Annotated in this window: 22 protein-coding genes; 6 read left to right on the top strand and 16 right to left on the bottom strand. The window is 37.8% G+C overall.

Annotation, left to right across the window (positions count from 1 at the left end; genetic code table 11):
- Window positions 1–153: 153 nt before the first annotated feature.
- Window positions 154–1,359, bottom strand: coding sequence for a mechanosensitive ion channel family protein (locus tag C0W29_RS15320; protein ID WP_045043660.1), 1,206 nt, complete (start codon window positions 1,357–1,359; stop codon window positions 154–156).
- Between the two features lie 258 nt (window positions 1,360–1,617).
- On the opposite strand from C0W29_RS15320, the gene C0W29_RS15325 reads away from it, so the two are divergent.
- Window positions 1,618–2,388, top strand: a complete 771-nt coding sequence (locus tag C0W29_RS15325; RefSeq protein WP_036796310.1) for a ribonuclease H family protein — start codon at window positions 1,618–1,620, stop codon at window positions 2,386–2,388.
- 4 nt (window positions 2,389–2,392) lie between these two features.
- Here the strand turns inward: C0W29_RS15325 and C0W29_RS15330 are convergent, their stop codons facing one another.
- The 3 genes from C0W29_RS15330 to C0W29_RS15340 all read right to left on the bottom strand — a co-directional run bounded on the left by C0W29_RS15330 (window position 2,393) and on the right by C0W29_RS15340 (window position 5,342).
- On the bottom strand, window positions 2,393–2,725 hold the full coding sequence (locus C0W29_RS15330; protein WP_045043661.1) for a hypothetical protein: 333 nt from the start codon (window positions 2,723–2,725) through the stop codon (window positions 2,393–2,395).
- Window positions 2,726–2,855: 130 nt separating this feature from the next.
- Window positions 2,856–4,223 (bottom strand): anaerobic C4-dicarboxylate transporter DcuC, encoded by a 1,368-nt coding sequence (dcuC, locus tag C0W29_RS15335; protein WP_045043635.1) that lies wholly within the window; start codon window positions 4,221–4,223, stop codon window positions 2,856–2,858.
- 243 nt (window positions 4,224–4,466) lie between these two features.
- The gene (locus C0W29_RS15340) at window positions 4,467–5,342 is read right to left on the bottom strand and encodes a LysR family transcriptional regulator (protein ID WP_045043636.1); all 876 of its coding nucleotides are present in this window, start codon (window positions 5,340–5,342) and stop codon (window positions 4,467–4,469) included.
- 150 nt (window positions 5,343–5,492) lie between these two features.
- Here C0W29_RS15340 and C0W29_RS15345 point away from each other — a divergent pair, with 150 nt between their 5' ends.
- A complete protein-coding gene (locus C0W29_RS15345; RefSeq protein ID WP_045043637.1) occupies window positions 5,493–6,692 on the top strand; it encodes an MFS transporter in 1,200 nt (399 codons plus the stop codon).
- A gap of 85 nt (window positions 6,693–6,777) precedes the next feature.
- Here the strand turns inward: C0W29_RS15345 and C0W29_RS15350 are convergent, their stop codons facing one another.
- From C0W29_RS15350 to glpA, 4 genes are all read right to left on the bottom strand, one after another.
- Window positions 6,778–7,131, bottom strand: coding sequence for a hypothetical protein (locus C0W29_RS15350; RefSeq protein WP_235861959.1), 354 nt, complete (start codon window positions 7,129–7,131; stop codon window positions 6,778–6,780).
- 199 nt (window positions 7,132–7,330) lie between these two features.
- Window positions 7,331–8,539, bottom strand: a complete 1,209-nt coding sequence (glpC, locus tag C0W29_RS15355; protein WP_036794066.1) for an anaerobic glycerol-3-phosphate dehydrogenase subunit GlpC — start codon at window positions 8,537–8,539, stop codon at window positions 7,331–7,333.
- A complete protein-coding gene (gene glpB, locus C0W29_RS15360) occupies window positions 8,539–9,882 on the bottom strand; it encodes a glycerol-3-phosphate dehydrogenase subunit GlpB (RefSeq protein WP_045045604.1) in 1,344 nt (447 codons plus the stop codon). The genes glpC and glpB overlap by 1 nt, the downstream gene beginning before the upstream one ends.
- A complete protein-coding gene (gene glpA / locus C0W29_RS15365; RefSeq protein WP_045045605.1) occupies window positions 9,882–11,534 on the bottom strand; it encodes an anaerobic glycerol-3-phosphate dehydrogenase subunit A in 1,653 nt (550 codons plus the stop codon). The genes glpB and glpA overlap by 1 nt, the downstream gene beginning before the upstream one ends.
- 286 nt (window positions 11,535–11,820) lie before the next feature.
- On the opposite strand from glpA, the gene C0W29_RS15370 reads away from it, so the two are divergent.
- The 3 genes from C0W29_RS15370 to C0W29_RS15380 all read left to right on the top strand — a co-directional run bounded on the left by C0W29_RS15370 (window position 11,821) and on the right by C0W29_RS15380 (window position 14,054).
- A complete protein-coding gene (locus tag C0W29_RS15370) occupies window positions 11,821–12,489 on the top strand; it encodes a hypothetical protein (protein ID WP_045043640.1) in 669 nt (222 codons plus the stop codon).
- A gap of 156 nt (window positions 12,490–12,645) precedes the next feature.
- Window positions 12,646–12,834, top strand: coding sequence for a DUF4250 domain-containing protein (locus C0W29_RS15375; RefSeq protein ID WP_036794074.1), 189 nt, complete (start codon window positions 12,646–12,648; stop codon window positions 12,832–12,834).
- Between the two features lie 215 nt (window positions 12,835–13,049).
- Window positions 13,050–14,054, top strand: coding sequence for a hypothetical protein (locus C0W29_RS15380; RefSeq protein WP_045045606.1), 1,005 nt, complete (start codon window positions 13,050–13,052; stop codon window positions 14,052–14,054).
- A gap of 94 nt (window positions 14,055–14,148) precedes the next feature.
- On the opposite strand, the gene C0W29_RS15385 is transcribed toward C0W29_RS15380, so the two are convergent.
- The 8 genes from C0W29_RS15385 to C0W29_RS15420 form a co-directional block, all read right to left on the bottom strand.
- Window positions 14,149–14,592 (bottom strand): META domain-containing protein, encoded by a 444-nt coding sequence (locus C0W29_RS15385; RefSeq protein WP_045045607.1) that lies wholly within the window; start codon window positions 14,590–14,592, stop codon window positions 14,149–14,151.
- 317 nt (window positions 14,593–14,909) lie between these two features.
- On the bottom strand, window positions 14,910–16,565 hold the full coding sequence (locus tag C0W29_RS15390; RefSeq protein ID WP_045045608.1) for a mechanosensitive ion channel family protein: 1,656 nt from the start codon (window positions 16,563–16,565) through the stop codon (window positions 14,910–14,912).
- Between the two features lie 235 nt (window positions 16,566–16,800).
- Entirely contained in the window at window positions 16,801–17,178 is a 378-nt protein-coding gene (locus C0W29_RS15395; RefSeq protein ID WP_045045609.1) for a hypothetical protein, read from the bottom strand.
- Between the two features lie 142 nt (window positions 17,179–17,320).
- Window positions 17,321–17,665 carry a DUF1971 domain-containing protein gene (locus tag C0W29_RS15400; RefSeq protein WP_045045610.1) on the bottom strand — a complete coding sequence of 115 codons (345 nt, stop codon included), beginning with the start codon at window positions 17,663–17,665 and terminating at the stop codon, window positions 17,321–17,323.
- Window positions 17,666–17,863: 198 nt separating this feature from the next.
- On the bottom strand, window positions 17,864–18,613 hold the full coding sequence (pstB, locus tag C0W29_RS15405) for a phosphate ABC transporter ATP-binding protein PstB (RefSeq protein WP_036794087.1): 750 nt from the start codon (window positions 18,611–18,613) through the stop codon (window positions 17,864–17,866).
- Between the two features lie 17 nt (window positions 18,614–18,630).
- Window positions 18,631–19,530, bottom strand: coding sequence for a phosphate ABC transporter permease PstA (pstA, locus tag C0W29_RS15410; protein WP_045043644.1), 900 nt, complete (start codon window positions 19,528–19,530; stop codon window positions 18,631–18,633).
- A gap of 6 nt (window positions 19,531–19,536) precedes the next feature.
- Window positions 19,537–20,448 (bottom strand): phosphate ABC transporter permease subunit PstC, encoded by a 912-nt coding sequence (gene pstC / locus C0W29_RS15415; RefSeq protein ID WP_045043645.1) that lies wholly within the window; start codon window positions 20,446–20,448, stop codon window positions 19,537–19,539.
- A 92-nt stretch (window positions 20,449–20,540) separates the two neighbouring features.
- Complete coding sequence (locus C0W29_RS15420; RefSeq protein ID WP_045043646.1) at window positions 20,541–21,362, bottom strand: phosphate ABC transporter substrate-binding protein; 822 nt, start codon at window positions 21,360–21,362, stop codon at window positions 20,541–20,543.
- A 300-nt stretch (window positions 21,363–21,662) separates the two neighbouring features.
- On the opposite strand from C0W29_RS15420, the gene C0W29_RS15425 reads away from it, so the two are divergent.
- Window positions 21,663–22,577 carry a LysR family transcriptional regulator gene (locus C0W29_RS15425; protein ID WP_036794095.1) on the top strand — a complete coding sequence of 305 codons (915 nt, stop codon included), beginning with the start codon at window positions 21,663–21,665 and terminating at the stop codon, window positions 22,575–22,577.
- Window positions 22,578–22,830 lie beyond the last annotated feature (253 nt).

Below are 22,830 nucleotides of genomic sequence, written 5' to 3' on the forward strand. Positions count from 1 at the left end.
GATCTAAAACAGGGTTTTTAAATGAATCGTTATCGGACTCTTAACTATAGTGGCGTATTGGGTGATACGAAGCTGTAAATGAGGATTATTTTTAAATAAATGACGTATTGACGATTAACAAATAACCGTTCAATACGCCGATAGTTAAATGAGTTAAGACTGTGTGATGGTTGGTTGCAAACTACGTAAATCTGATCCGTCAGGACTTTGATACACCGCAAGACCAAATTGAGGCAAAATCGCTAGCACGTGATCAAAAATGTCTGATTGAATCGCTTCATAAAAAGCCCAGCGAGTATCATTGGCAAACACGTAAATTTGCACGGGTAGACCTTGGGCTGTTGGTTCTAATTCACGCACAATAAAAGTCATATCTTGACGAATTTTACTGTTTTGTTTTAGGTAAGCCTCTAGATAGGCGCGAAATACAGTAATATTAGTAATTTGTAATGCATGCGCATCACCTGTGGCGATTTCTGCATTTCTTTTAGTTATAAAATCAGCCACATAAGGGATCTGTGCTAATTTTTGCTGCTGCTGCTCATCGATAAATTTAATGGTTTCAATATCAATTAATACTGAACGTTTAATACGTCGCCCACCAGATTCTTGCATTTGGCGCCAGTTAATAAAGGAGTCTTGTACCAACGCATAAGCAGGAATATTGGTCACAGTATTATCCCAGTTTTTTACTTTAACGGTTGTTAAAGAAACTTCGTCAATACTGCCATTAGCACCGTATTTATCCATTTGGATCCAATCGCCGACCTTGACCATTTGGTTTGCTGATAGCTGAATACCCGCCACGAAGCCTAAAATGGTATCGCGGAAAACCAATAACACTAAACCAGTAGCAACACCTAACCCGCTTAAGAAGAAAATAGGCGAACGGTTGGCAAGTACTGAAATTGCAATAATGAATCCAATAAAAAAGATAATTAGTTTGGATAGCTGAACAAAGCTTTTTACCGGTAGGTTGCGGCTGATCTGATTAATATCGGCCATGTCATTACTAGCATCAAGAAACGCATAGGAGCTTCTTACTAACACTATAATCAGCCATAAGCTTAATGTACGATCTATAAAGCTGCTGAGAATAGCGTGCTTATCTAATACTAACGGTATAAGTAGATTGAGCACCATTGCGGGGATAGTTAGTGATAGTTTTTCAAATACTTTGTGTCGTACCATGACGTGTCCCCATGTAGCTTGGGAACGTTTAATTGCAGATCGTAATAGTGCGAGTAATCCCCAGCGAACAAAGACATAAGATAGGAATGCTACTCCACAACAAAGCACCATAAAAATAGCGGTTGAGATATTATCTTGTGGTTGAACATTAATCCCCAGTTGTGACATCCCATTAGCAATGTCTAAGCGTATTTTATGATGGCCCAAAATCGAACTCCAAACTCACACTGTGAATAAATAAATGTAGATTGCTCGATATCGTCATTGGTTTAGAGACACAATTGACAGTGAATGCGAGTATATTTTAATAGTGGTGTTTATCTTAGCATAATCAGAAAGCTACATTAGTGGTAGAATCTTAGAATACCAAGTATGTATATTTGTTTGAACGATAAATACGATATTAAAGATAGTATGGAGATGATGGTGGCCAAAAAGTTTTATGTGGTGTGGCAAGGTCGTGAACCTGGCATTTATAGTGACTGGGCAAGTTGTAAGCAGCAAGTAGATAAATTTGCAGGAGCACGCTATAAATCATTTCCAACTCAAGCAGAAGCAATGGCAGCTTTTGGTAAACAGCCTCGAGCTGTTCGTTCATCCACGAGTGCTAATAAAACGTCAGCAAAACGTACAACAACCAGCAAAGGATCATTGACCAGTGAGCAGGTGCATGCACTTACAGCGGAAATAAAAATTTTTACTGATGGTGGGTGTGATCCTAATCCAGGTAAAGCCGGATCGGGATTGGCACTATACCGAAATAACCAACTGAATGAACTATGGTATGGCTTGTATGATCCAATGGGAACTAACAATACCGCAGAGTTAAATGCACTTAACCAAGCACTGATATTAGCTGAAAAAGCATTAGCTCAAGCAACGACTGTGGCTATTTTTTGTGATTCGAAATATTCGATTCAATGTATTACCCAGTGGGCTGTAACGTGGCAGAAAAATGGTTGGAAAAAAGCGGGTGGTGAAATTAAAAATTTAGCGTTGATTCAACAAATGTTTACGCGTTACCAAGCATTAAAGTCGCAAGTTGTGATCCACCATGTTAATGGTCATGTTGGCATTGAAGGCAATGAATTAGCCGATCGAATGTCTATTTTAGCGGTCGATACTAAAGTCGTCGATTTTTGTTTATACCAACCGCCTTATGATTTAGCTGCTTTACTTGCACTTCGCGCAGGTTAGACGGTTAGTTTCGGGTCAATACAGCGAGCATTCGTAAAATGTTCGTTTTATTTTCACCATCGCCCATCATTTCTGGATTAGCTAAGGCGTATAAATATCCATCGATACTGCTACCATCAATATCTGATCTAAAATCGATTAAATTTGCCCATTGTTCAATATCATCGGCGTCAATTTCATCAGCAAGGTATTTTTCTAATACCATGATTAAATGTTGGTGATTAACCTCAAATGGCGCTTCATTAGGCTCAATATCAGCATTTACGTACACGGAAAAAGCAGAGTCTCGTTGAGGACCAAAGGTTAATATTTGATGAAGAGCTTGTTGTTTGTTCATAGAAGAATAATTAAGGTTTGAATCAATGGCGGTGATTGTGCCGCGAACCGTGATATAAAAAAAGCCCACTAAGATTATTATTCTTAATGGGCTTGGGATTTTTAAGTGACCAATGCTCTCAATAGCGTGATTAAGCGTACATAGGGACTAATACAACAGTACCAATAATAACGGTAATCAAGCCACACACCACAGGAACTACTGTACGTTTAACAACTTCAAACGGACTGATTTGTGCCATACCTGATGTTGCAACAATAACACCAGAAACAGGTGAAATAGTACGACCTAAATTTGATGCTTGTAGCATTGGAATAATTAAGAAAGCAGGGCTTAAACCAAGTTTAACCGCTAGCTGTGGTGCTAATTCAACGAAGGCATAGAAGGGTGCATTACCTGACCCCGTTGCAATTGCAGCAGCAACAGTAAGGGCTGTTAGTAAGAGCATTAATGCCACACCGCCAGCGCCAGCTTTATCAGCCAATGCTAGTAGGTTATCAATCGCACCAATAGACATTAGGCCTTGAGCGAACACGCCAGCTGCGACTAATAACATCACCACGCCTTTGAAAGCATCGCCCATACCCGCATAACATGCTTCAAGATTCTCAAGAGTTTCTTTACCATTGAAGCGACTCGTAAGGAAATCAACTACAGCACCAATCGCAATAGAAAGTACAACGATAGTATAAATATCTAGAGTTAAGCCTGGAATAGTTTCACCGTTGAAGAGGAAAACACCCACAATCGGCAAGAAAGGTAAAATAGCGTAATAGGCAGGGGCTTTTACTTCAATTTCTGAAATATCAAGCTTTTCCATTGGCGTGTTATTTTTCTTATCAAGGTATTTGTTCCAGAAAAATGCAGCAACTGCCATGACGATAATTGCACAGATAGAAACAGGTAGTACGGTTTCTACTGCGAAAACATGTAAAGGTAAGCCTGATTTTTCAGCCGCTACAATCACATCACCAGAAGTCGGTGATAAAATAATTGCTGCTGGTGATGCACATACTGCCGCAGCTGCTGGACGAGAAATACCCATCGCCGTCATCATTGGGAATAACGTTGCCATTAATAGCACCCCAAGTCCGGTAGCAGAGCTGACAGCGAGTGACATTAAACATGCAACAATATAGGCAGCCACTAATAAAACATAAGGTGATTTAATAAAAGAAAGAGGCTTTGAAAATTGTTTTACTACAACATTATTAGCGCCAATATGGGTCATATAAGTTGCAAAACCACATAGCAACATAATTTGTAGACCTAGGCCTCCATTGCGGTATTGCAGCATATATTTAATATATTCAAGTGAGTCTGTCAGTAAATTACCGGTTGATGCTACTGCTTTAGGTAATACTGTATGCCCTAAAAAGCCCGCTAAAATTAATAGTAGTAGGCCGGCAACAAGAAGTACTCCCGCGGCTTTATATCCCTTTACTATGTAATAGCCAACGGCAATAGTGATCACCAACCCAATTAATAATTCCGTCATGGAAAGTCCTCTCCTAAAATCAAATAAATATGCATTTATGATCTATTGCTGCATATTCTTCATAAATTACGTGAGTAATGTAACTAAAAATAAGCTTATGAACGACTATTAACAGTTCAAGATATGATCTTGCCCATGCTTTTATTGATAATGTTAATGGTTTGATTTTGTTATTAATGTTTATTGGTTTTAAAATGTATAATAATTGTTACCCATGCTGGTTGTAGTGTTATTTTAAATGATTTATTGTTGGCATTGCTGTTTTACATATTCAATAAATGTTCTATCAGCAAGTGATAGATAACCTTGTTTGCGCCATGCCATGGCAAGATCTAATTGAATCGGTTTTGTAAAAGGGATTGGAATAAGATGAGGTTCATGTTCTGTGACTAATTCAAGCAATGCGGTAATGGCAAAATCATGTCGAACGATCTGTAAAATCATTGGTAATAAATTAGTTTCAAATGAAATATTAGGGGTTAAATTATGTTGCTCACAGACGTGATCTAACATTTCTCGATGAAAGTATCCTGGTTTAAATGCCACTAATTCTTGTCCAAAAAAATCCTCAAAACTTAAGCTTTTTTTTGCAGCAAAGTTATGTTGTTCACTGACTACTGCCACCATTTGTGATCTCAACAGGTGTTCGATTTGTAAACTTGAGGGGACTTTACGATTAATAATGACTCCGAGATCTAATTCACCATCAAGTAACATTTGTCGAATAGATTGGGTACCTGCTTCAACAATGGTTAATTTAAGGTTGGGGTAGTGGCTTTTAAAACCCATCAGTATTTGAGGGAAAAAATATGACCCTAACATACTCGGTACACCAAGCCGTACTTCGCCTTTTTCTAATCCGCGTAATTCTTTCATTGCTAAGGTCGCATCTGCTATTTTTTGTAAAATTTGCTTAGCGTGTATTAGCAATACTTCACCTTCTTGAGTGAGGGTGACTTTACGCTCATTACGGTAAAAGAGGGTGAGATCTAATTGTTGTTCGAGCTTTTTGATAGCAACACTGAGTGCCGGTTGCGCAATATGAAGTTGCTCAGCTGCACGAGTGAAGTTTTTTGTTTCAGCTAATTTGGTGAAATAAGTAAGTAGACGAGTATCCATAGGTATAGTTTTTGTTTATCGCTGCGATATTATTTATATATTTTCATTATTATGTAGCTACTGCTATCGTCTTGTCACGCAATGTTTAGTGTCTAAAAATAATAATTGCTCCCCTTTTAGCTAAGCATGAATCTTTTTAATGGTGAAATCATGATAGAAATAAACACATCAGCCTATAAGAAAACCAGTTTTGCATTGGCATTAGGGTCATTTATCGTTTTTTGTAATTTGTATTTATTTCAGCCGATGTTGCCACTGATGGCGACAGAGTTTGCTGTTTCTGCGACTCAAATTAATTGGGTATTAGCGGCGACAACATTAATGCTCGCGTTATGTTTAATTCCATGGGCTATTGCATCAGAGATAGTAGGGCGCCGATTAATCATGGTGATCAGTTTATGTTTGATGCCCATTGTCGGCATTGCGATGGTTTTCACTCAGGATTTGTTGACCTTAACTCTAGCACGAGCGGTTATGGGGATTTCTGTTGCAGGTTACGTTGCTGTCGCTGTGGCATATATGGCAGAGGAATTTAGCCACACTGCATTAATGTTAGCGGTGGGTAGCTATATTAGTGCTAATTCATTAGGAGGGATTGCTGGGCGATTATATGGTGGGATTATAGGAGAACAATTAGGCTGGCATTGGGCTGTGCTTGGTATGGCTATAATGAGTTTAATTGGTGCTGTTGTGGTGATTAAATTACTCCCACCACAGCAACACTTTATTCGTCATAACCATCAACTGCGAGTACATGCTAGCCAGTTATACGCGCATCTAAAACAACCAGTATTATGGTTAGCAATGCTAATTGGTGGATTGAATTTTGCTCTATTTATTAATCTTTATTCAGTAACTGGTTTTAGATTAGTTGCCGCGCCGTTTAATTTACCGTTAAGTTGGGCATCATTAATTTTCCTTTGTTATTTGAGTGGTACCATAACATCCCGTTTAAGTGGACGTTGGGTAAGTAAGTTTAATCCAATATCAGGTATGATTTTAGGCGGTGTTTTAAGTCTTGTGGGAATGTGGTTAGGGTTAATTGAATCACGCATTGCTATTTTAATAAGTTTATTATTATTGAGTTCAGGGGCATTTTTCACTCATTCATTAGCGTATGCATGGGTGAGCCAACATGCCAAAGTCGCTAAAGCTACCGCAACAGCGCTCTATTTAGTTCATTATTATGTTGGCGGTAGTTTAGGTGGTTTCTTCTTAATTTATTGTTGGCAGCATGGCGGTTGGGATACTGTAGTGGCAGGAGGAACAGCGTTATATTTGATTATGTTTATATTGTGCGGGTTCCTAATTAAATCGGCTAAGCAACAGCCTATTTTACAACCGAATTAAGTCAATAATCGTTATTTAACAATGGTGTTAGTTTTATAATAGTAAAGCGATAAAGTAACAGCATTGTTATATTGAGTTAAAATGGTTAATCGATCGCAATGGTTAATGTGTAATGACTACTTTCGCCGCGACGAGCAAAAGCACGATATTGACCGATACGGATACTGTATTTACCAGTATAAGGTAATATATATTCACCATTATCATTGATATCAGCAGAAAAAGGGTTTAGATCAGCGATACGCTCAAGTTTTGAGTTTAATAGAATCACCCATAGCTTAGTGCTTTTAGTGTCTAGTGTGATTTTTAAATGTTGGTCTTTTTTTGCATAAAAAACATAATTATTGACATCATAGTTAGCAGCTGTTGCTGTATATTGACCACTGCTAGTGTCAGTTTTAAAGTGAACAGTTTCATTGCTATCTGCAGCGATTGCCATGAAAGAGCAACTACTTAAAATTAGTGCGGCAAAAAGTAACCCTAGTGGTTTTATATATAACATAATGCGACGACTCAAATTTTAGATAAACCGATTTTGCTAGCTATTGAGCAAGTTAAAAGTACGCAATATTTAATCGGGTGAAATACTGCGTACTTTAATTAGTATTATCAAAAAGAGCGGATTGGTAAAGCTGTGTTTAGTCAGCTAATGCCATTGCCAGTAAACTTACTGGGTGAATCGTTGTTAAATCAGCGTTTTCTTCAATTTGCCATTTACACGTTTCACAATCAGTTATCGCATAATCTGCTTTGGCATGGCGTATTTTTTGAAATAAGTCCTCACCAATCTTCATTGAAGTATCATAATTTTCAGTTTTAAAGCCATAAGTACCCGCTAAGCCACAACACTGGCTATCTAATACTTCTAGTTCTAAGCCTGGGATCATTTTGAGTAATTCAATGGTATACAAACTTCCTCCCGTACGCTCAAGATGACAAGGAGTATGGTAGACCACTTTTTTATTAAGAGGCTTGAGTTTAGGGGTATTACCATTCATAAAAGTTTTGAGTAAAAAACGGGTGACATATTCGATTTTATCGGCAACTTTGGCATTATCAACTTTTAAAACATGAGGATATTCTTCACGTAAAGTAAACGCGCATGTTGAAGAGGTTGATACAATAGTTGAATTATATTGCTCAATAACCGCTTCAAAATTTTGAGTATTGAGTAATGCGTTTTTCTTAGCTTTATCAAAGAAACCATTAGCAATTAGCGGTACACCGCAGCATTTTTCTTTTTTAAGTAATTGCACTCCAATATTCATTGCATTCATGACTTTGATGAAATCTTTACCTAATTGTGGATGGTTATAATTAACATAGCAGCCATGGAAGTAATGCACTTGTTGCGGATATTTAGTTTGTTGTTGGCAGTGTTTTTTATACCATTGGCGGAAAGTACCGTGAGAATATTTAGGTAAACTTTTATGATCATGGACACCAATGGTCTTATGCATGATTTTTTTAACGGGTTTCATGCTTGTTACTGCGTTTACAATTGGAGCAAAAGGCGTCGCGACAGTCCCCATTAAATCAGTATGGCTTAATACAAAGTCACGAATTGTTTTAATATTAATGTCGTGTTTAGCATGCTTACTGCGCGCAACAGCAATCATATCACCAATTTTCACTCCTGAAGGGCAAGCGGTTTCGCAGCGTTTGCAGTTAGTGCAGAGCTTGAGCATATCATCATAAAATTCGGCACTTTTAATCCGTAAGCGTTCGCCATCAGGGCCGCATTGTTTTGGGCCAGGGTAATTAGGGTTTGCTTTAGCAACAGGGCAATAAACGGTACATACGGTGCATTTAATGCATTGGTCAAAACTGGTATCTTGCTTGAGCATTAGATATTGCCCTCTGCTAATGATGGAAAAATAGCGCTTGATGCGTAGTTATCGCGTAATGCGATCATTGATTGTGCAGCGTGATAACCAGTACTGATAGCAACGCCACTGCCACTACCTTCAAAAATAGGATTGTAATGCGCTAAAATAGCCCCTGCACAATAGAGGTTAGTGATGGTGTTGCCGTTAAGGCTTGGTTGCAAGTGTTGATTGGTTTCAACGCCCATGGCTAAGAATTGATGTGGTTGTTCACTAAAAAATTGTGATTGATACCAATGCTGGTGGTTAGTTGATATTAATGGCGCGATATCTAATCCAAAAATAGCCTCTTCAATATGGTGACGTTCAGCATGTAGGCCTCGACTAAAGAAGCTGCCACTGGCAAGTAAATAATTATTAGCCATTAATGGCATGTCGCCGTGATGACGAGTAAAAATACGTTGGAGTTGATTATTTTCAAACTCACCATGAGTCACTTCATCGCCCGCAAGAATCAGTCCACCTAACGATTTATAATAGCTTTTCATCGCATCTTCTAAACGTATGCCGAGTAATGATGGTGGCATTGTTGGAATTTCACATAATTGGTAGCCAGTTAATTGTTCTAATTTTTTAATGACTTTGATACCAGTGCCGTTACCAAATACCGCTGGCAGTACCACCAAATCGGTTTCTCCAATGGCATTTTTCATTGCTGATGCGAAACGTTGCAGTTTGTTGTCATCAGCTAATACACGGGAAATATCAATTGAGCGATATTCACATGGGTTACGTTGCATTAATTCAACGTTAGGTAATGCAACCGTAGCGGTTGTGATTTCAACATTGGCAAACTGAGGTAATAAACGTAAATTATCAGCAGCTAATTGCGGTTGAAAATCACGAAATCCATCAATGGTTACTAATGCTATTTTATGTAATGCTTTAGCGGGTTCAAACATTGGAAAAGGGTGGACGGTTGATTGTGATAACCAGGTGGCCTTAAATGTTCCCATTGGTGTAATACGTAAATGATTACAGCCATCAGGTTGATGGTGTAGTTCAATGCCAATATTTTTCATTGTTTGTTGATACCAATCAATAGCTTGATGAGTAACATCAACACCTAATTTACTATAAGGATGACCGGGGGATTGATTGGCTAAAGTCTCAAATTCATTAAAAGGGTAATGGGTTACAGCACCTGTAGGTAAACGGCTTAACACATCAATTGAGCCCGAAGAGAAATGGAGCGCACTTTGACCTGCGGCAATAACGGCTGTTTTAAGTCCAGCTTGGGCGCAACGAATAGCACACGTTAAACCTGCAACACCACCACCAATAATTATATTATCAAATTTCATTATTTTTCCTCGCAGCTTGGATTGATAGCAGTGGTAGATGTTGGTGCTGGTGGAATATCACTTACGCCAAATAGCCCCTCATAGATCCAATAAGAAAACTCGCCTTCACGTAGCGCATCACCCCAAAATACGGGTTTAATGCCTTTCCAACGTTCTTCAAGAAAATCACTAAGAATATGACTCGCACAGTTACCATCAGTGTTGCCATATTCAGCAAATAAACCGGCAGCACGATAAGAACAGAGTTCACCTTGGCAAGGTCCCATTCCTACACGAGTACGACGCCGTAAATCGACTAAGTTATGGACATCCAATTGCTTGATCGCATATTCAACTTCGCCACAAGTTACCATTTCACATTCACAAATAATCGCTTGGCTTTTTTTGCTGTCAGTTAAAAATTGTTGAGCGCGTTCACCATGTCGATAATAAGCCGATTGATAGACAGGCTTGGCTAAACTGGCTGTGTGTTTAATTGCTTTTGGTTGTTCAGATCCTGGTAGTGGTTGCTGGTGGGTAATGCAAGGATTGGTATTACCGAGTTTTTTTGCAACAAGATCGGTGGCCCACTCCGCCATCATGCGGTATGTCATTAACTTACCGCCGGTGATAGTAATAAATCCGTCCATACTATCGCGTTCAGCGTGATCGAGTAGCACGATGCCACGGCTAATATTACGGCCGCTAGTATCACCATCGACAGCGACTAATGGCCTAACGCCAGCATAAGCACGTAATACGCGTGTGTTTGCCATAATTGGCGCAAGTTTGGCGCCTTCTTTTAATAAAATATCAATTTCTTTGCTGGTGACATGGAGATCGTCAATATCTTTATAATCAATGCGTTCAGAGGTCGTACCGATCAGTGAAATAGTGTCACCAGGTACTAAAATATCCGCATCAGAAGGTTTTCGACAGCGGTTGATCACTAAGTTATTAATTCGGTAATCCAAGATCAATAATGATCCTTTAGCGGGGAACATAGTGATATTAAGATCGCCGTAGTGACATATTTGTTGTCCCCAGATCCCTGCAGCATTAATAACTTGCTGTGCTCGAATCTCAAAGTGGGTATTAGTTTTTAAGTTTAAGCATTTAACCCCTTTTACAGTGCCGTTTTCTTGAATAAGGGCCGTCACAAAAGTGTGATTAAAAAGTTGTGCGCCGTGTTCGATAGCATCAAGTGCATTAGAAGAGGCAAGGCGAAAAGGATCGATAGTACCGTCGGGCACTTTTACTGCACCAATTAACTGTGGGTTACAGTTAGGTTCTAATCGTAGGGCTTGTTGGGGGGTTAATTGCTCAACGTCAATATCAGCCCCTTGGCAAGCACCAATGAATTGTTGTTGAAATTGGAGATCGTCATCGGGTAGAGAAATAAACAGTCCCTGCGTGTCTTCAACACAGTGGCGAGCAATATTTTTAAGAATACGATTTTCAATAATGCATTCTTTGGCTGATTCTGGATCAGTAACGGCATAACGAGCACCAGAATGAAGCAAGCCATGATTACGACCAGTTGTACCAGAGGCTAAATCGTCTTTTTCAATTAAGATGCATTTTATGCCACGCAGGGCACAATCACGCATTATACCTGTACCTGTTGCGCCACCACCGATGATCACAACCTCTGTTTCTAACCAAGTCGTCATGTTCGTTTCGCTTATCGTTATTGATTACAGTATTAGCGCTTCTAACGCCCACTATTATAGTAGGGTTAATATGCCACTAAATTAGACTATATTTGTTGAGCGAACGCACATAAATGAGCGAACGAACATTTTTGACGTTCATTTTGGTTCATAACAAGATGGTCTTGATAATATTAAGTCGGTTAATCATGTTAAAGAGTGATTAATTGTAATATAGAGGGGCAAATTCGCATCTTGACGTGACTTGAGTATAATTGTGCTCCCTTTATTTTTTATGATGCATATTATGATCGGCTATCTCGCATTTTTAATTCCAGCACTACTTGGTGCGCAATGTATTCTGACTTTAGTACTCACCAAAGGGGAGATTTGCCCTGGTCAACGAGGTCGAGTACATAAGATGCTACCAGTATTGCTTGTTGGGTGGCTGCTAGCTGCGATCAGCCAAGTTTGGGCGGTGCTTCCTTTACTGAGTTTGCTGTTTTTTACTGTTAAAGTGAAAACCAGTAAAACTCGAGATTCAGGACCTCTAATAGTACTTTATGGTGCTAATTTATTAGGTTTGATTTGTTGGATTATGTTATTGCCGATGATGGACATGCCTGAAGTGTTGTTGAGCTTAGTGGCAATGGCACTGTATGGTGGTTTACTTGCTCATGTTCTATTAACTTTTTCACGGACTCGGTTACAGGCTTTTCACCGCATTTTACCGTTTGTTGGCTTTATCAGTGCAATTGTTTCGGTACTATTATTAGTATGGAAAATTATTTTCATGGGTGAGGCGGCGACAGCACCTTACACCGTAGAAATTGTTATTTCGTTATTGTGTTTAGTCGTTGCAATGTTGGTATGGTCAGGGCATATTTTATTACATAAAACGGTAAATAAATGGCAGTTATTAGCGGCTGCAGCGTTACTAACATTTTCTGCCGTAATGCAATTGACCTTATTTTAAGTCATTAGCTTAGATATTAGTTAGCCTTTATCTTGTTTGAGATAAAGGCTTTTTTATATCTGAAAATTACTAACAGGAGAACTAATAACATATCGTCTATGCTTAATGAGTTACGTACACTAATGACTGTGATCATTGAATAGTAAGGGGGAAATAATGGAAATTAATAACTTACTTGGTATGGATACCCATATTGTGATTGGTATCGTTAATGAGCGTTTGCGATTAGAGTGTAACTCTATGGCAGAGTTAGCATCTCGGTATGAATTAAGTGAAACTGAACTGACCACAAAACTGGCTCAGCAAGGTTATTATTACGATCCATTAAATAATCAGTTTAAGTAACAAATATTTTTAATATAAAGTTTTGTATTTATCTACAAGCTTTATATTAATTGTTAATCTTTTATTTTCTTATATATAAAAAGTGTATTGGTATTAGTTATTATTTGAATATAGTATTCATTCCCTATTTATAATAATAGGTAAAAAGTTTTCTGTAAGGGTTTTATATTTAATACTAACAAAAACATTTTATTAATATAATTAAAGGGATTGATATGAAAAAGATATTGTTAGTAACAAGTATTGCAACTGGAATTATATTAGAGTTATCCAGTTTTAATGTTTATGCTACCGAAAGTGAGATTGTTGGTATTTATAATGATGCTAATAATGATTATTATGCAGAGGCAATAGGTGCGGGGCTAAAAACACCGAATATATTAAAAAATACAATACGAGCTGGTATTAATCCCAATTCTGGGCTTCTAGATATGTATCCGGACCCGTTCGATACTTTTGTTACTCCCGTTGAAGTTATGTATTTTGAAGAAAATGATTGTCAAGGCGATGGATTTCTTGAAACAAATTGGTTTGATATTGAACCTAAAGATGGAGGTAGTGTTTTAATTTCCAATATTGAAAATATTAATAAAAACGTATGGAAATATGATTATGATGCCCCAAGATATCGTTCTTTTAGTTACATGAAATCTATAGCAAGGATTGGTACAGATGGTAAGTTAAGTGCTTGTAATCCTTATTCTAGTAGTGACGATAGTGCTTTTATGGCAAGAACAAATAATAAACCTATAAATATTAAAAAAGACGAAAAATATTCTTGGATTCGTTTTGAATATGTTGGCGATTGGGTGAGAGGTTTTGCTGATGCCATATTACCACTAACATTTATTAATAAGAACGGTCCAGTTGTTAATGAGGTTAAGAGATCTATATCACTTAATATCTCGGCTGATGGAAAGCTATCTAGTGCAACTATTATTAAAGGTGGAGGTTCTCAATTATATTATAATGAAATCAAGGTAGAAAGAGTTGATCAAGGTATATATAGTGTAACATTGCCAAATCGTTTTTTACCAGCAGAAGGAGGAAAAAACGATATTCAATTAACATGTTCTTCTAATAAGCCATCTATAGATAATGGTGGTAAAATGGGAATTAGTTGTTATAAATTAGATAATCAATCTATTATTCGTGTCGTATCTGATTGGAAAGCGAATTATCCATCTGATACTAAATTTTCATTAAATGTTAGTTGGTAACACTCTTAATTATTTATTTGAATAAAAAAGCCGTTTACACAGATTTCTTTGTTATCGAAAGTGTGTAAACAGCTCTTATTTTATTTGTAGGTGATTATTCTGCTGCTGTTGCCGCAACATCACGTGCAAATGTTAAGGTATGGTTGGTGTTAGTCATTGTCATGGTATCACCTGAAATGCTGACTTTGTTCCACTCAGAAAGAGATTGTGAAAAGGTTTGTTCAATCTTCATTTCATTATCTGGGCATAGCATCATCGTCATACCCATTTTTTCAATACGGAATTGACCGTCTTTTACTTCAGCTTGACCAAAGTAACGGTTACAACCAGCGTGACCATTTGCAGCAAGATCAGTAGCTAACTCTAGTGTTGGTGCTGGTTGAGAAAGATCTTGGTTATCAATTTTTACTAATGACCAACTACCATTAGCAAGCTCACTGCCTGTTACTTGGTGTGGTGTTTGAGTGGTGATACCTGTAGTTGAACATGCAGCTAACATCATAGGAAGTACCAGTGCCGCTAATAGACGTTTTTTCATTGTAGTTATTCCTGAACAGTAATGTGAATATGTGAGCAAAAGTGCAAATATACTTCTTTGCTTAACGATGAAATTATCGTTTCTTTTTAAGGCATGTTCGTTAACGTCCATGCTAGTGTTGTGAATATTGAATAAAAAATCAGTTTAACTCAATACTTGCTCGAAATAATTATACCTATTTATTATTCAATAATATGAATTTATTTGTTACTAACAGTATATTTTTAATTTGTTTGCTTGCGAGTATTTGCTTTTTTACTAGCTACTTGAAAAAGGGCAACATGAGTTGCCCTTTTAGGTTGTTATAACATGACTAATTAGACTGTTTTTGATTCAATAGCTTTCTCAACCATATGTAAATGGACATCTTGTTGTGGGAACGGAATAGAAATGCCTTCTCGATCAAAGCGCATTTTAACTTCACGAGTAATATCCCAGTAAACATCCCAGTAATCGTCAGTCTTAACCCAAGGACGCACAATAAAATCAACCGATGATGAGTTTAAAGTGTGCAGCTTGATTGTTGGCTCTGGGCTACGTAAAACAGAAGGGTGAGAGTCAACGATATCGTGTAATACTTGCTCTGTTTTTTCGATGTCATCGCTGTATCCAATACCAAAAATCATATCAATACGACGTACTTTTTCGTGAGTAACGTTCTTAATTATATCGCCCCAAATTTTACTGTTAGGTACAATAATTATCTCATTACTAAATGTCTTGATTGTCGTATTAACTAAGCTCATATGGCTTACTTTGCCAGTAATACTGCCTGCTTCTACTAAATCACCGACATCAAATGGACGATAGATTAATAGCATCATGCCTGAGGCAAAGTTAGAGAGTGTGTCTTGTAGTGCGAAACCAACAATAATACCGGCAACACCAAAACCGGTTAAAATTGGAGCAAGATTTAAACCTACTTGTGAGAGCGCGATTAAGATACCGATTGCAAACACAACCTTACCCGACATAGAAATAAAGAACTCTTGCATTAGCATCGACATCTTCAAGTTTTTTGTCGATACGGCTCGCGTTACCATTTTACGGACAATATTCTTTAATGCTTTGAAGGCAAAGATAATAAAAATAAAGATAAAGACTTTAAAGATCATCTGTGGGAGATTTTCAAATAACCACGATCCAAATTCAGTCGTCCACGATGTAACGATTGACCAGATAACTTTGCTATTTAGTAGGTCATCTGTAACATTACCCGTTTGTTCAAATAGTAAACGTTTATATTCAGCGGTATCTAGTCCCATATTATCTGCAAGTTTGACTAAATCCGTTAGATTTTTAGTGTCACTATCAACTTGACGTTGGGCTAAAACTTGGGTGACCTGTAGTGTTTTTAGTTCATCACCTGTCGCCGACTTTAGTTGTTTATCGTTTAAATCTAGTGCTTGGCTACCAAAAGTGAGTGATGCTGACATGAAGTCAAGGCGATGCTCAATATTACTCTTGAGTGCTTTAATCGCATTAGGCTGAGGTTTACCTAAACGTTCCATCCATTGGTAGTTTTCCCATTCTTCATTAAGAACCAGAATGATAAAATCACGGCTTTCAGATAGTGCTTTTAAAGCCACTAATTTGTCAGTGTCTTTCGCGCTATCAAGATCTTTTTGATCGCGTTCAACTTTGTTTTGTAAAAACTTTTCAGCTTCAGCCGCAAATTTTATTTGTTGTTCTACTTGTTTTAATAAAAGTGTTTTATCTGCTTTTTTATCGTCAATTAAATCCGTTAGTGTACTTCTTAATTCTTTGTTTTTATTGAGTAGTTGTAAGCGAATAACGTCAAGCGATGAACCTGTTGTTGATGTCGCTTCTTTTGCTAATACGTTTAATTCAGTGTTAAGTTTTTGAAGTTTTTGATACTCAACATTTGTTTGTTGAGGGTTTGTAGGCTGTGGTTTTGTGTTAGCAAAACTTAGCGTAGAAACGAAAATGAGCATTAATACCAGTAAGCGCATGTTGCGATAAACTCCTGCTGGTGATATGAGAAAATATGAAGTTATCAGTATTTATAATGGCTATTGATAACGAGCTATTTATTGTCATTAGACAAATGTGCGCAGATTATATCTAAATTGGCGTCCGCTGCTATAAATATTCAATTTTAAATAGAACAAATGTATCTAGAGCGGTTTAGATAATAATTATCCTTTTGATTATCAATTTGTTGCAGTATCTAAGGCCGTGATCACTTTATGGTAAATCTTGCTGACATAAAAAATAATATTGAGTAAAAGCCCATGCCCAATCAGGTACCCAATACTCTTGAGTGAGCACAATGACAACATTGCGTCGTAGGTAGGGCATTATTTGTCGCAGCAGGATGTAACTAGATCTATCGGCAATAATGATATTACAGTCACTGTTAATTATTTCATTAATTAATATTTTGGGGGTTACGTCTTTGATTAATTTATATGTTTTAATGTTGCAGTGATTAAGTTGATAGGAAAATAACTTTTTAATCGGTGAGTTATTAATTAATACTGCAGCTGATTTTATTGGGATATTGATTGATGTAAGTACGTCTATCCATGACGTAACTTGTCTAAGTTGTTGATTATAGCGCATTATCACATCTCCCATAATACTGATTATCAGTGATTAGTTGTCAATGCGGCCAAGACTATCTGATACTCTTTTAAATACTGTCATTATAGAGTTAATTTAACAACTATAAGGTAATGACTGTGAGTATGCGCTATTGGTGTTGCTATAACTCTGATGAGCGTTCGTTTAGGTTCTCACGTACGATTTGACTATTATCTTGAGCATAAAAGCGTACTTGAAATTGTGTATCTTCAGTTAAAAATTCGACCTTGTGCCAGTATTGCGGTGGGCTAATCGCTATATCACCAGCATTGATAATAATTTCTTGTTCAACTTCTCCGCGACGATCACGAAAGCCATAAAATTTTAGTTGCCCTTGTAAGACACATATTTTTCCATAGACGCCAACACGGGTATTGTGGCAGTGAAGAAACATCTTCGGAATATTTTCAGGCGTAAAGATCGGGGTAGATTTATAATTAACGTAATCATTTGGAATTGTTGCCATGATGATATCCTTGATTGCTGATATTATTAAAACATAACTATAAAATACATGTTTAATGTTGGTGCTGCAATCAATTCTGTTAAGATTGTCGTGTGATTTTATTTTAGTTACTGATATCAATGCCTTTTAAATAAAAAAGCCCCTTCATAAAGAAGAGGCAAGTTGTACCATCGCTATTATTATTCTGTAAATATGGGGTTAACCAAAGTCACCATTGACATAACCACGGGTGCGATCATCCGCAGGGTTATTAAATAAGTTTTGGGTTTCATCATGCTCAACTAACTCGCCCATCAAGAAGAACGCTGTACGATCTGATATACGGCGAGCTTGTTGCATTGAGTGAGTAACGATAACAATCGTAAATTCTTTTTTGAGTGTTTCCATCAGATCTTCAATCTTTTTAGTGGCAATAGGATCAAGTGCTGATGTCGGTTCATCCATTAAGATCACTTCAGGTTTCATCGCAATGGTACGTGCTATACACAAACGCTGTTGTTGACCACCAGAAAGACCAAATGCATGTGACTTTAAACGATCTTTGACTTCATCCCATAATGCTGCGCCACGCAGTGATTGCTCTACGATAGTGTCTAACGTTTTTTTATCTTTGATACCTTGAGCACGTAAACCATAAGCGACATTCTCATAGATACTCATCGGAAATGGATTTGGTTTTTGAAATACCATGCCAACTTTAATCCGTAATTGAGCAACATCTATATTACCGTAGACATTTTCATCATCGATTGTAAGCAATCCTTTGATCGTTACCCCTTCAATTAAGTCATTCATGCGGTTTAAGCAGCGTAATAATGTTGATTTACCACATCCTGATGGCCCAATTAGAGCAGTGACTTGACGATTAGGGATCGACAAATTAATTTTCTTTAGTGCTTGGTTTTTACCGTAAAAAAGATCTAGGTTTTCAATGTTAAATTTGTTCATGTATGTATCCTCAGAATTTAGTAAGTCGCAGTATTAAAACGGCTAGCGATAAGCTTGGTTATTAGGTTAATTACAAGAACAACAATGATAAGTACTGTCGCCGTACCATAAGCTTGGTTCCATTCATGTACTGTGTAGAGTTCTTGCGTTAGCTTGTACAGGTGAACAGTAAGCGTACGTCCTGAGTCAAAGACACTGTCAGGAATACGCGCTACCATGCCTGCTGTCATAAATACTGGTGCTGATTCACCAATAACACGACCCACGCTGAGGATAATAGCGGTCACAATTCCAGGCATTGCGCTAGGAAGAATGAGTCGCCAGATGGTATAAATTTTAGATGCACCCAAACCATATGAACCTTCACGGTAAGTTTGTGGTACAGCCATTAATGCTTCTTCGGTGGTACGAATAATCACCGGAAGAATCAAAATACTTAAGGTTAATGCACCTGATAAAATTGAGTAACCAAAGCCGAGAATAACCACAAAAAAGGTCATACCGAAAAGGCCATAAATAATCGAAGGGATACCCGCTAAAGATTCAGTACAAAAACGAATAACTTTAACTAAACGACTTCCAACTTTGGCATATTCAGTCAGATAAATTGCCGTCATTATTCCTAATGGGGCAGCTACAGCGATTGATGCAAACACCATATAAAGTGTCGAAACAATCATTGGCCAAATGCCAGATTCTTTACCAATAGTCGTGTAGTTTGAACTAATAAAAGACCAATCGACATGAGAGAGGCCATTGCTGAGAATGTACCACATCACCCATAATAAAAAGCCAACAGTAACACCTGCAGATAACCAAATAATAGTGAGTGATAGGCGATCTTTTAGTTTTTGCGCTGCTGGATTCGCATTTTCTAATCGACTAGTTTGAGTTGATAAAGAGTGATTATTAGTCATTGTGAATTACCTCGCTCGCTCACGGTTTAGATAAAGAAGTGCACCGTTTAGCGTCATAATAAACACTAACAATACAATACCCGTAGCATACAGTGCGCTTGCGTGAATACCTGTTGCGTAAGACATTTCAATTGCAATATTGGCTGTTAATGTGCGAGCTGATTCAAGTAAACCTTCTGGCATTGCTGGGGAGTTACCCATAACCATAATGATTGCCATCGTTTCCCCAAGTGCTCGCGCAACGCCTAAAATAACCCCTGTCATAATGCCTGAACGTGCAGCAGGAACGATAAGTTTAAAAATAGTAAACATTGGTGATGCGCCAAGTGCTAAAGAGCCTTCTTTATAAGCACGAGGTACAGCACGGATAGACGTTTCAGAAATGGTAATTACTGTAGGTAAAATCATTACTGCAAGTACAATGATTCCGGCTAAGATTGTATTACCTGCAGGAACATTGAATATTTCTTGGATCAACGGAACAATAATAACTAAGCCAAAGAAGCCATAAACAACCGATGGAATACCTGCTAACAGTTCAATCATTGGGCGAATAAAACTAGCCAATGGTCTTGGTGCAACTTCTGCGATAAATATTGCGGTTAATACGCCAATAGGTACACCAATCATTACTGCACCTGCTGTTGATACAAGTGAAGCAACAATCATCGGTGCGATACCGTAAAGTGCAGGTGGCAACCAGTCAGTGCCAAGTACAATCCCTGTGACACCTGAGTAGGCAAAGGCCGCATAGCCTTCACGGAAAATAAAGTAGCCAATAGTAACGAGCGATAAAATACCGATTGCTGCACTGAGCATGAATAGGTATTTAAAGAACATTTCGCGCCAGTCGATACGCTTTTTCGACTTAAGCAACGGAGTATCCTTAGTTGATTTCTCAATATTTGCGATGGTCATATAATCTACACTCCAGAAAGGCTACCAATGAGTAACCTATTTCTGAGAAGTCAAAAACGCCCAACTCAAATAGTTGAGCGCTAAAATAAAAATTAGTTAACTGAGATGAAGCCTTTATCTGCAACGATTTTCTGTGCTGTTGGTGATTGAACCCACGTTAGGAATTCCAATGCTTCTTTTGATGGGCGGCCTTCTTTGTAAACCACAATAAATGGACGCTGAACGCTATAATCACCCGCTTTAATCGCTTCGACGGATGGTTTATGACCATCAATAGTTAGGGGTTTCACTGTGTTATCAACTGAGCCCAGTGAAATATAACCGATAGCAAATGGGTTATTTGCAACGGTTGTTTTTAATTGGCCATTACCACTTGCAACTTGTGCTTTTTGAGATATTGCAGAGACTTCGATATTATTAATTTTTTTCTTTAACGACATGATGTCTTCAAATGCACCACGAGTACCTGATGCTGTATCACGGGTTGCGACAACAATCGGTTTATCTTCGCCACCAACTTGGTTCCAGTTAGTCACATTACCTTTGTAGATTTCAGTAATTTGCTCTTTGGTTAAATCGGTTACTGGGTTGCTATTATTAACCACGACAGCGATACCATCGCGAGCAACAACGATTTCTTTTATTTGTGGCGATTCTTCAGATGTTTTTAAGGCACGAGATGACATACCAAGATCCGCTGAACCATCGTGAGCAACGCGGATACCTGCTGATGATCCTGGTCCTTGAACTTCTACCGTTACATCGTTAGATTTTGCATAAGTTTCACCCAATACTTCCATGAGGGGAGAAACAGAGCTAGAACCTACAACAGAGATAGTCTCGCCAGCGAACGCTGCAGAGCTAACAGCAAGTGAACTTGCAACAACAACTGCGCCGATAATCTTTGTCTTCATTTTCATAATCCTTTCTTGTTAGGCAAAACGCCAATAGGTCTGAATGAACACGACAAAGATTAAAAAAGTTATGTGACAGTAATATTTCAGAAGTTTGAACACTCTATGAATGTTGTAACAAATGCTTAATGAGAATGTATAAAAAGGTTCTTTTATTCTCTGTTGTCATAAGTGGTAATGAAATACTCACTAAATATAGTGATGCCATATACTTGCAACTATAAATAATATTACGATCGCACCAATATTGAGGTATTTTTAGTTGAAATTGTTTTTCTATCAAAAATAAAAAGGTTGTCGATGTTAAAAAAAGCGCAGCAGATGATAGTTTTTAATGCTCTCACTAAACAACAAAGTTTTACCAAGGCAGCACAGCTACTTGATATATCTAGAACTCAAGTCAGTAAATTGATTCAGCAACTTGAACAACGCCTTGGGGTGCAATTGGTACAACGCACAACGCGATCATTCGCATTAACAGAAGCGGGACGTTTGTTTGCGAAGCATTGTGAAAAAGTAGTGGAAGAAATAAATGAAGCAGAAAGTGAATTATTGATAAATGAAGATAACTCACAAGGTTTACTGCGGGTTGGGATCGCGCAATCTTTTGCTTCCAATCATGTGGCACCTTATATCAATGAGTTTCATGCCCAATATCCATTACTCAATTTAGAATTAAGTTTGTTTGATCACCGTGTTGATTTGATTGCAGAGCAACTCGATCTTTGGATTGGGTTTATGGATTCACCCCCAGAAGGTTTTGTTGCACGCCATTTGAGTAATTGTGATTTTGTGCTGGTGGCAAGTCCTGAATATTTAGCGACTCATGGTGTACCTTATCAACCCAGCGATTTAACTGCGCATAATTGTATTATTTATTTTAGCCGTGAGCGTAAAGATAATGTATGGAGCTTTAGTCAGCAAAATGATAATCAGGATATTAAAGTCACGGGTAATTATCGCGTCGATTCTGCTGATGCAATTCGTGATGCTACGATTGCAGGTAATGGTATTGGCTATTTAGCAACGTACTTGTTAACGGATGAAATCCGCCAAGGTAAGTTGATTCGACTTATGCCAGATTGGCAGTTAACACAGCATATGCCGCTATATGCCGTTTATCCAAGACATAAATTTTTGCCTAATAAAGTGAATCTATTTATTGAATTTATTCGCCGCCATATAGAAGCAGGTAATATTTTGTGCAAATGGTAATGATGTAAAAAACAGCGATCACACGCAAACGGTTGGCTAAAAGTGAGGGGCAAGTGTTTCAAATTGTAACTGTAGAGGGTAATAGTATTCTCTATAGGAACTAATCCGATGATTTTCGTTTGCTTAGGCTAAAAATGACCCAATATCGCGTCAGTTTGTTAAATTGTTGTTGTTTGCAATAACAACTTGATCCTTGTCACACTTTTTTTTATGAATACACTCTTTCCGCAATCGTTTACTACACCATACATTG

It is taken from the genome of Photobacterium kishitanii, from assembly GCF_003026355.1.
In the GTDB taxonomy this organism is placed as follows: Bacteria; Pseudomonadota; Gammaproteobacteria; order Enterobacterales; family Vibrionaceae; genus Photobacterium; species Photobacterium kishitanii.

Excerpts from the sequence above, each read along its gene's own strand:
- C0W29_RS15320 (WP_045043660.1), bottom strand. The coding sequence starts at position 1,359 with ATGTCACAACTGGGGATTAATGTTCAACCACAAGATAATATCTCAACC.
- C0W29_RS15330 (WP_045043661.1), bottom strand. The coding sequence starts at position 2,725 with ATGAACAAACAACAAGCTCTTCATCAAATATTAACCTTTGGTCCTCAA.
- dcuC (WP_045043635.1), bottom strand. The coding sequence starts at position 4,223 with ATGACGGAATTATTAATTGGGTTGGTGATCACTATTGCCGTTGGCTAT.
- C0W29_RS15340 (WP_045043636.1), bottom strand. The coding sequence starts at position 5,342 with ATGGATACTCGTCTACTTACTTATTTCACCAAATTAGCTGAAACAAAA.
- C0W29_RS15345 (WP_045043637.1), top strand. The coding sequence starts at position 5,493 with ATGATAGAAATAAACACATCAGCCTATAAGAAAACCAGTTTTGCATTG.
- C0W29_RS15350 (WP_235861959.1), bottom strand. The coding sequence starts at position 7,131 with ATGGCAATCGCTGCAGATAGCAATGAAACTGTTCACTTTAAAACTGAC.
- glpC (WP_036794066.1), bottom strand. The coding sequence starts at position 8,539 with ATGCTCAAGCAAGATACCAGTTTTGACCAATGCATTAAATGCACCGTA.
- glpB (WP_045045604.1), bottom strand. The coding sequence starts at position 9,882 with ATGAAATTTGATAATATAATTATTGGTGGTGGTGTTGCAGGTTTAACG.
- glpA (WP_045045605.1), bottom strand. The coding sequence starts at position 11,534 with ATGACGACTTGGTTAGAAACAGAGGTTGTGATCATCGGTGGTGGCGCA.
- C0W29_RS15370 (WP_045043640.1), top strand. The coding sequence starts at position 11,821 with ATGATCGGCTATCTCGCATTTTTAATTCCAGCACTACTTGGTGCGCAA.
- C0W29_RS15375 (WP_036794074.1), top strand. The coding sequence starts at position 12,646 with ATGGAAATTAATAACTTACTTGGTATGGATACCCATATTGTGATTGGT.
- C0W29_RS15380 (WP_045045606.1), top strand. The coding sequence starts at position 13,050 with ATGAAAAAGATATTGTTAGTAACAAGTATTGCAACTGGAATTATATTA.
- C0W29_RS15385 (WP_045045607.1), bottom strand. The coding sequence starts at position 14,592 with ATGAAAAAACGTCTATTAGCGGCACTGGTACTTCCTATGATGTTAGCT.
- C0W29_RS15390 (WP_045045608.1), bottom strand. The coding sequence starts at position 16,565 with ATGCGCTTACTGGTATTAATGCTCATTTTCGTTTCTACGCTAAGTTTT.
- C0W29_RS15395 (WP_045045609.1), bottom strand. The coding sequence starts at position 17,178 with ATGCGCTATAATCAACAACTTAGACAAGTTACGTCATGGATAGACGTA.
- C0W29_RS15400 (WP_045045610.1), bottom strand. The coding sequence starts at position 17,665 with ATGGCAACAATTCCAAATGATTACGTTAATTATAAATCTACCCCGATC.
- pstB (WP_036794087.1), bottom strand. The coding sequence starts at position 18,613 with ATGAACAAATTTAACATTGAAAACCTAGATCTTTTTTACGGTAAAAAC.
- pstA (WP_045043644.1), bottom strand. The coding sequence starts at position 19,530 with ATGACTAATAATCACTCTTTATCAACTCAAACTAGTCGATTAGAAAAT.
- pstC (WP_045043645.1), bottom strand. The coding sequence starts at position 20,448 with ATGACCATCGCAAATATTGAGAAATCAACTAAGGATACTCCGTTGCTT.
- C0W29_RS15420 (WP_045043646.1), bottom strand. The coding sequence starts at position 21,362 with ATGAAGACAAAGATTATCGGCGCAGTTGTTGTTGCAAGTTCACTTGCT.
- C0W29_RS15425 (WP_036794095.1), top strand. The coding sequence starts at position 21,663 with ATGTTAAAAAAAGCGCAGCAGATGATAGTTTTTAATGCTCTCACTAAA.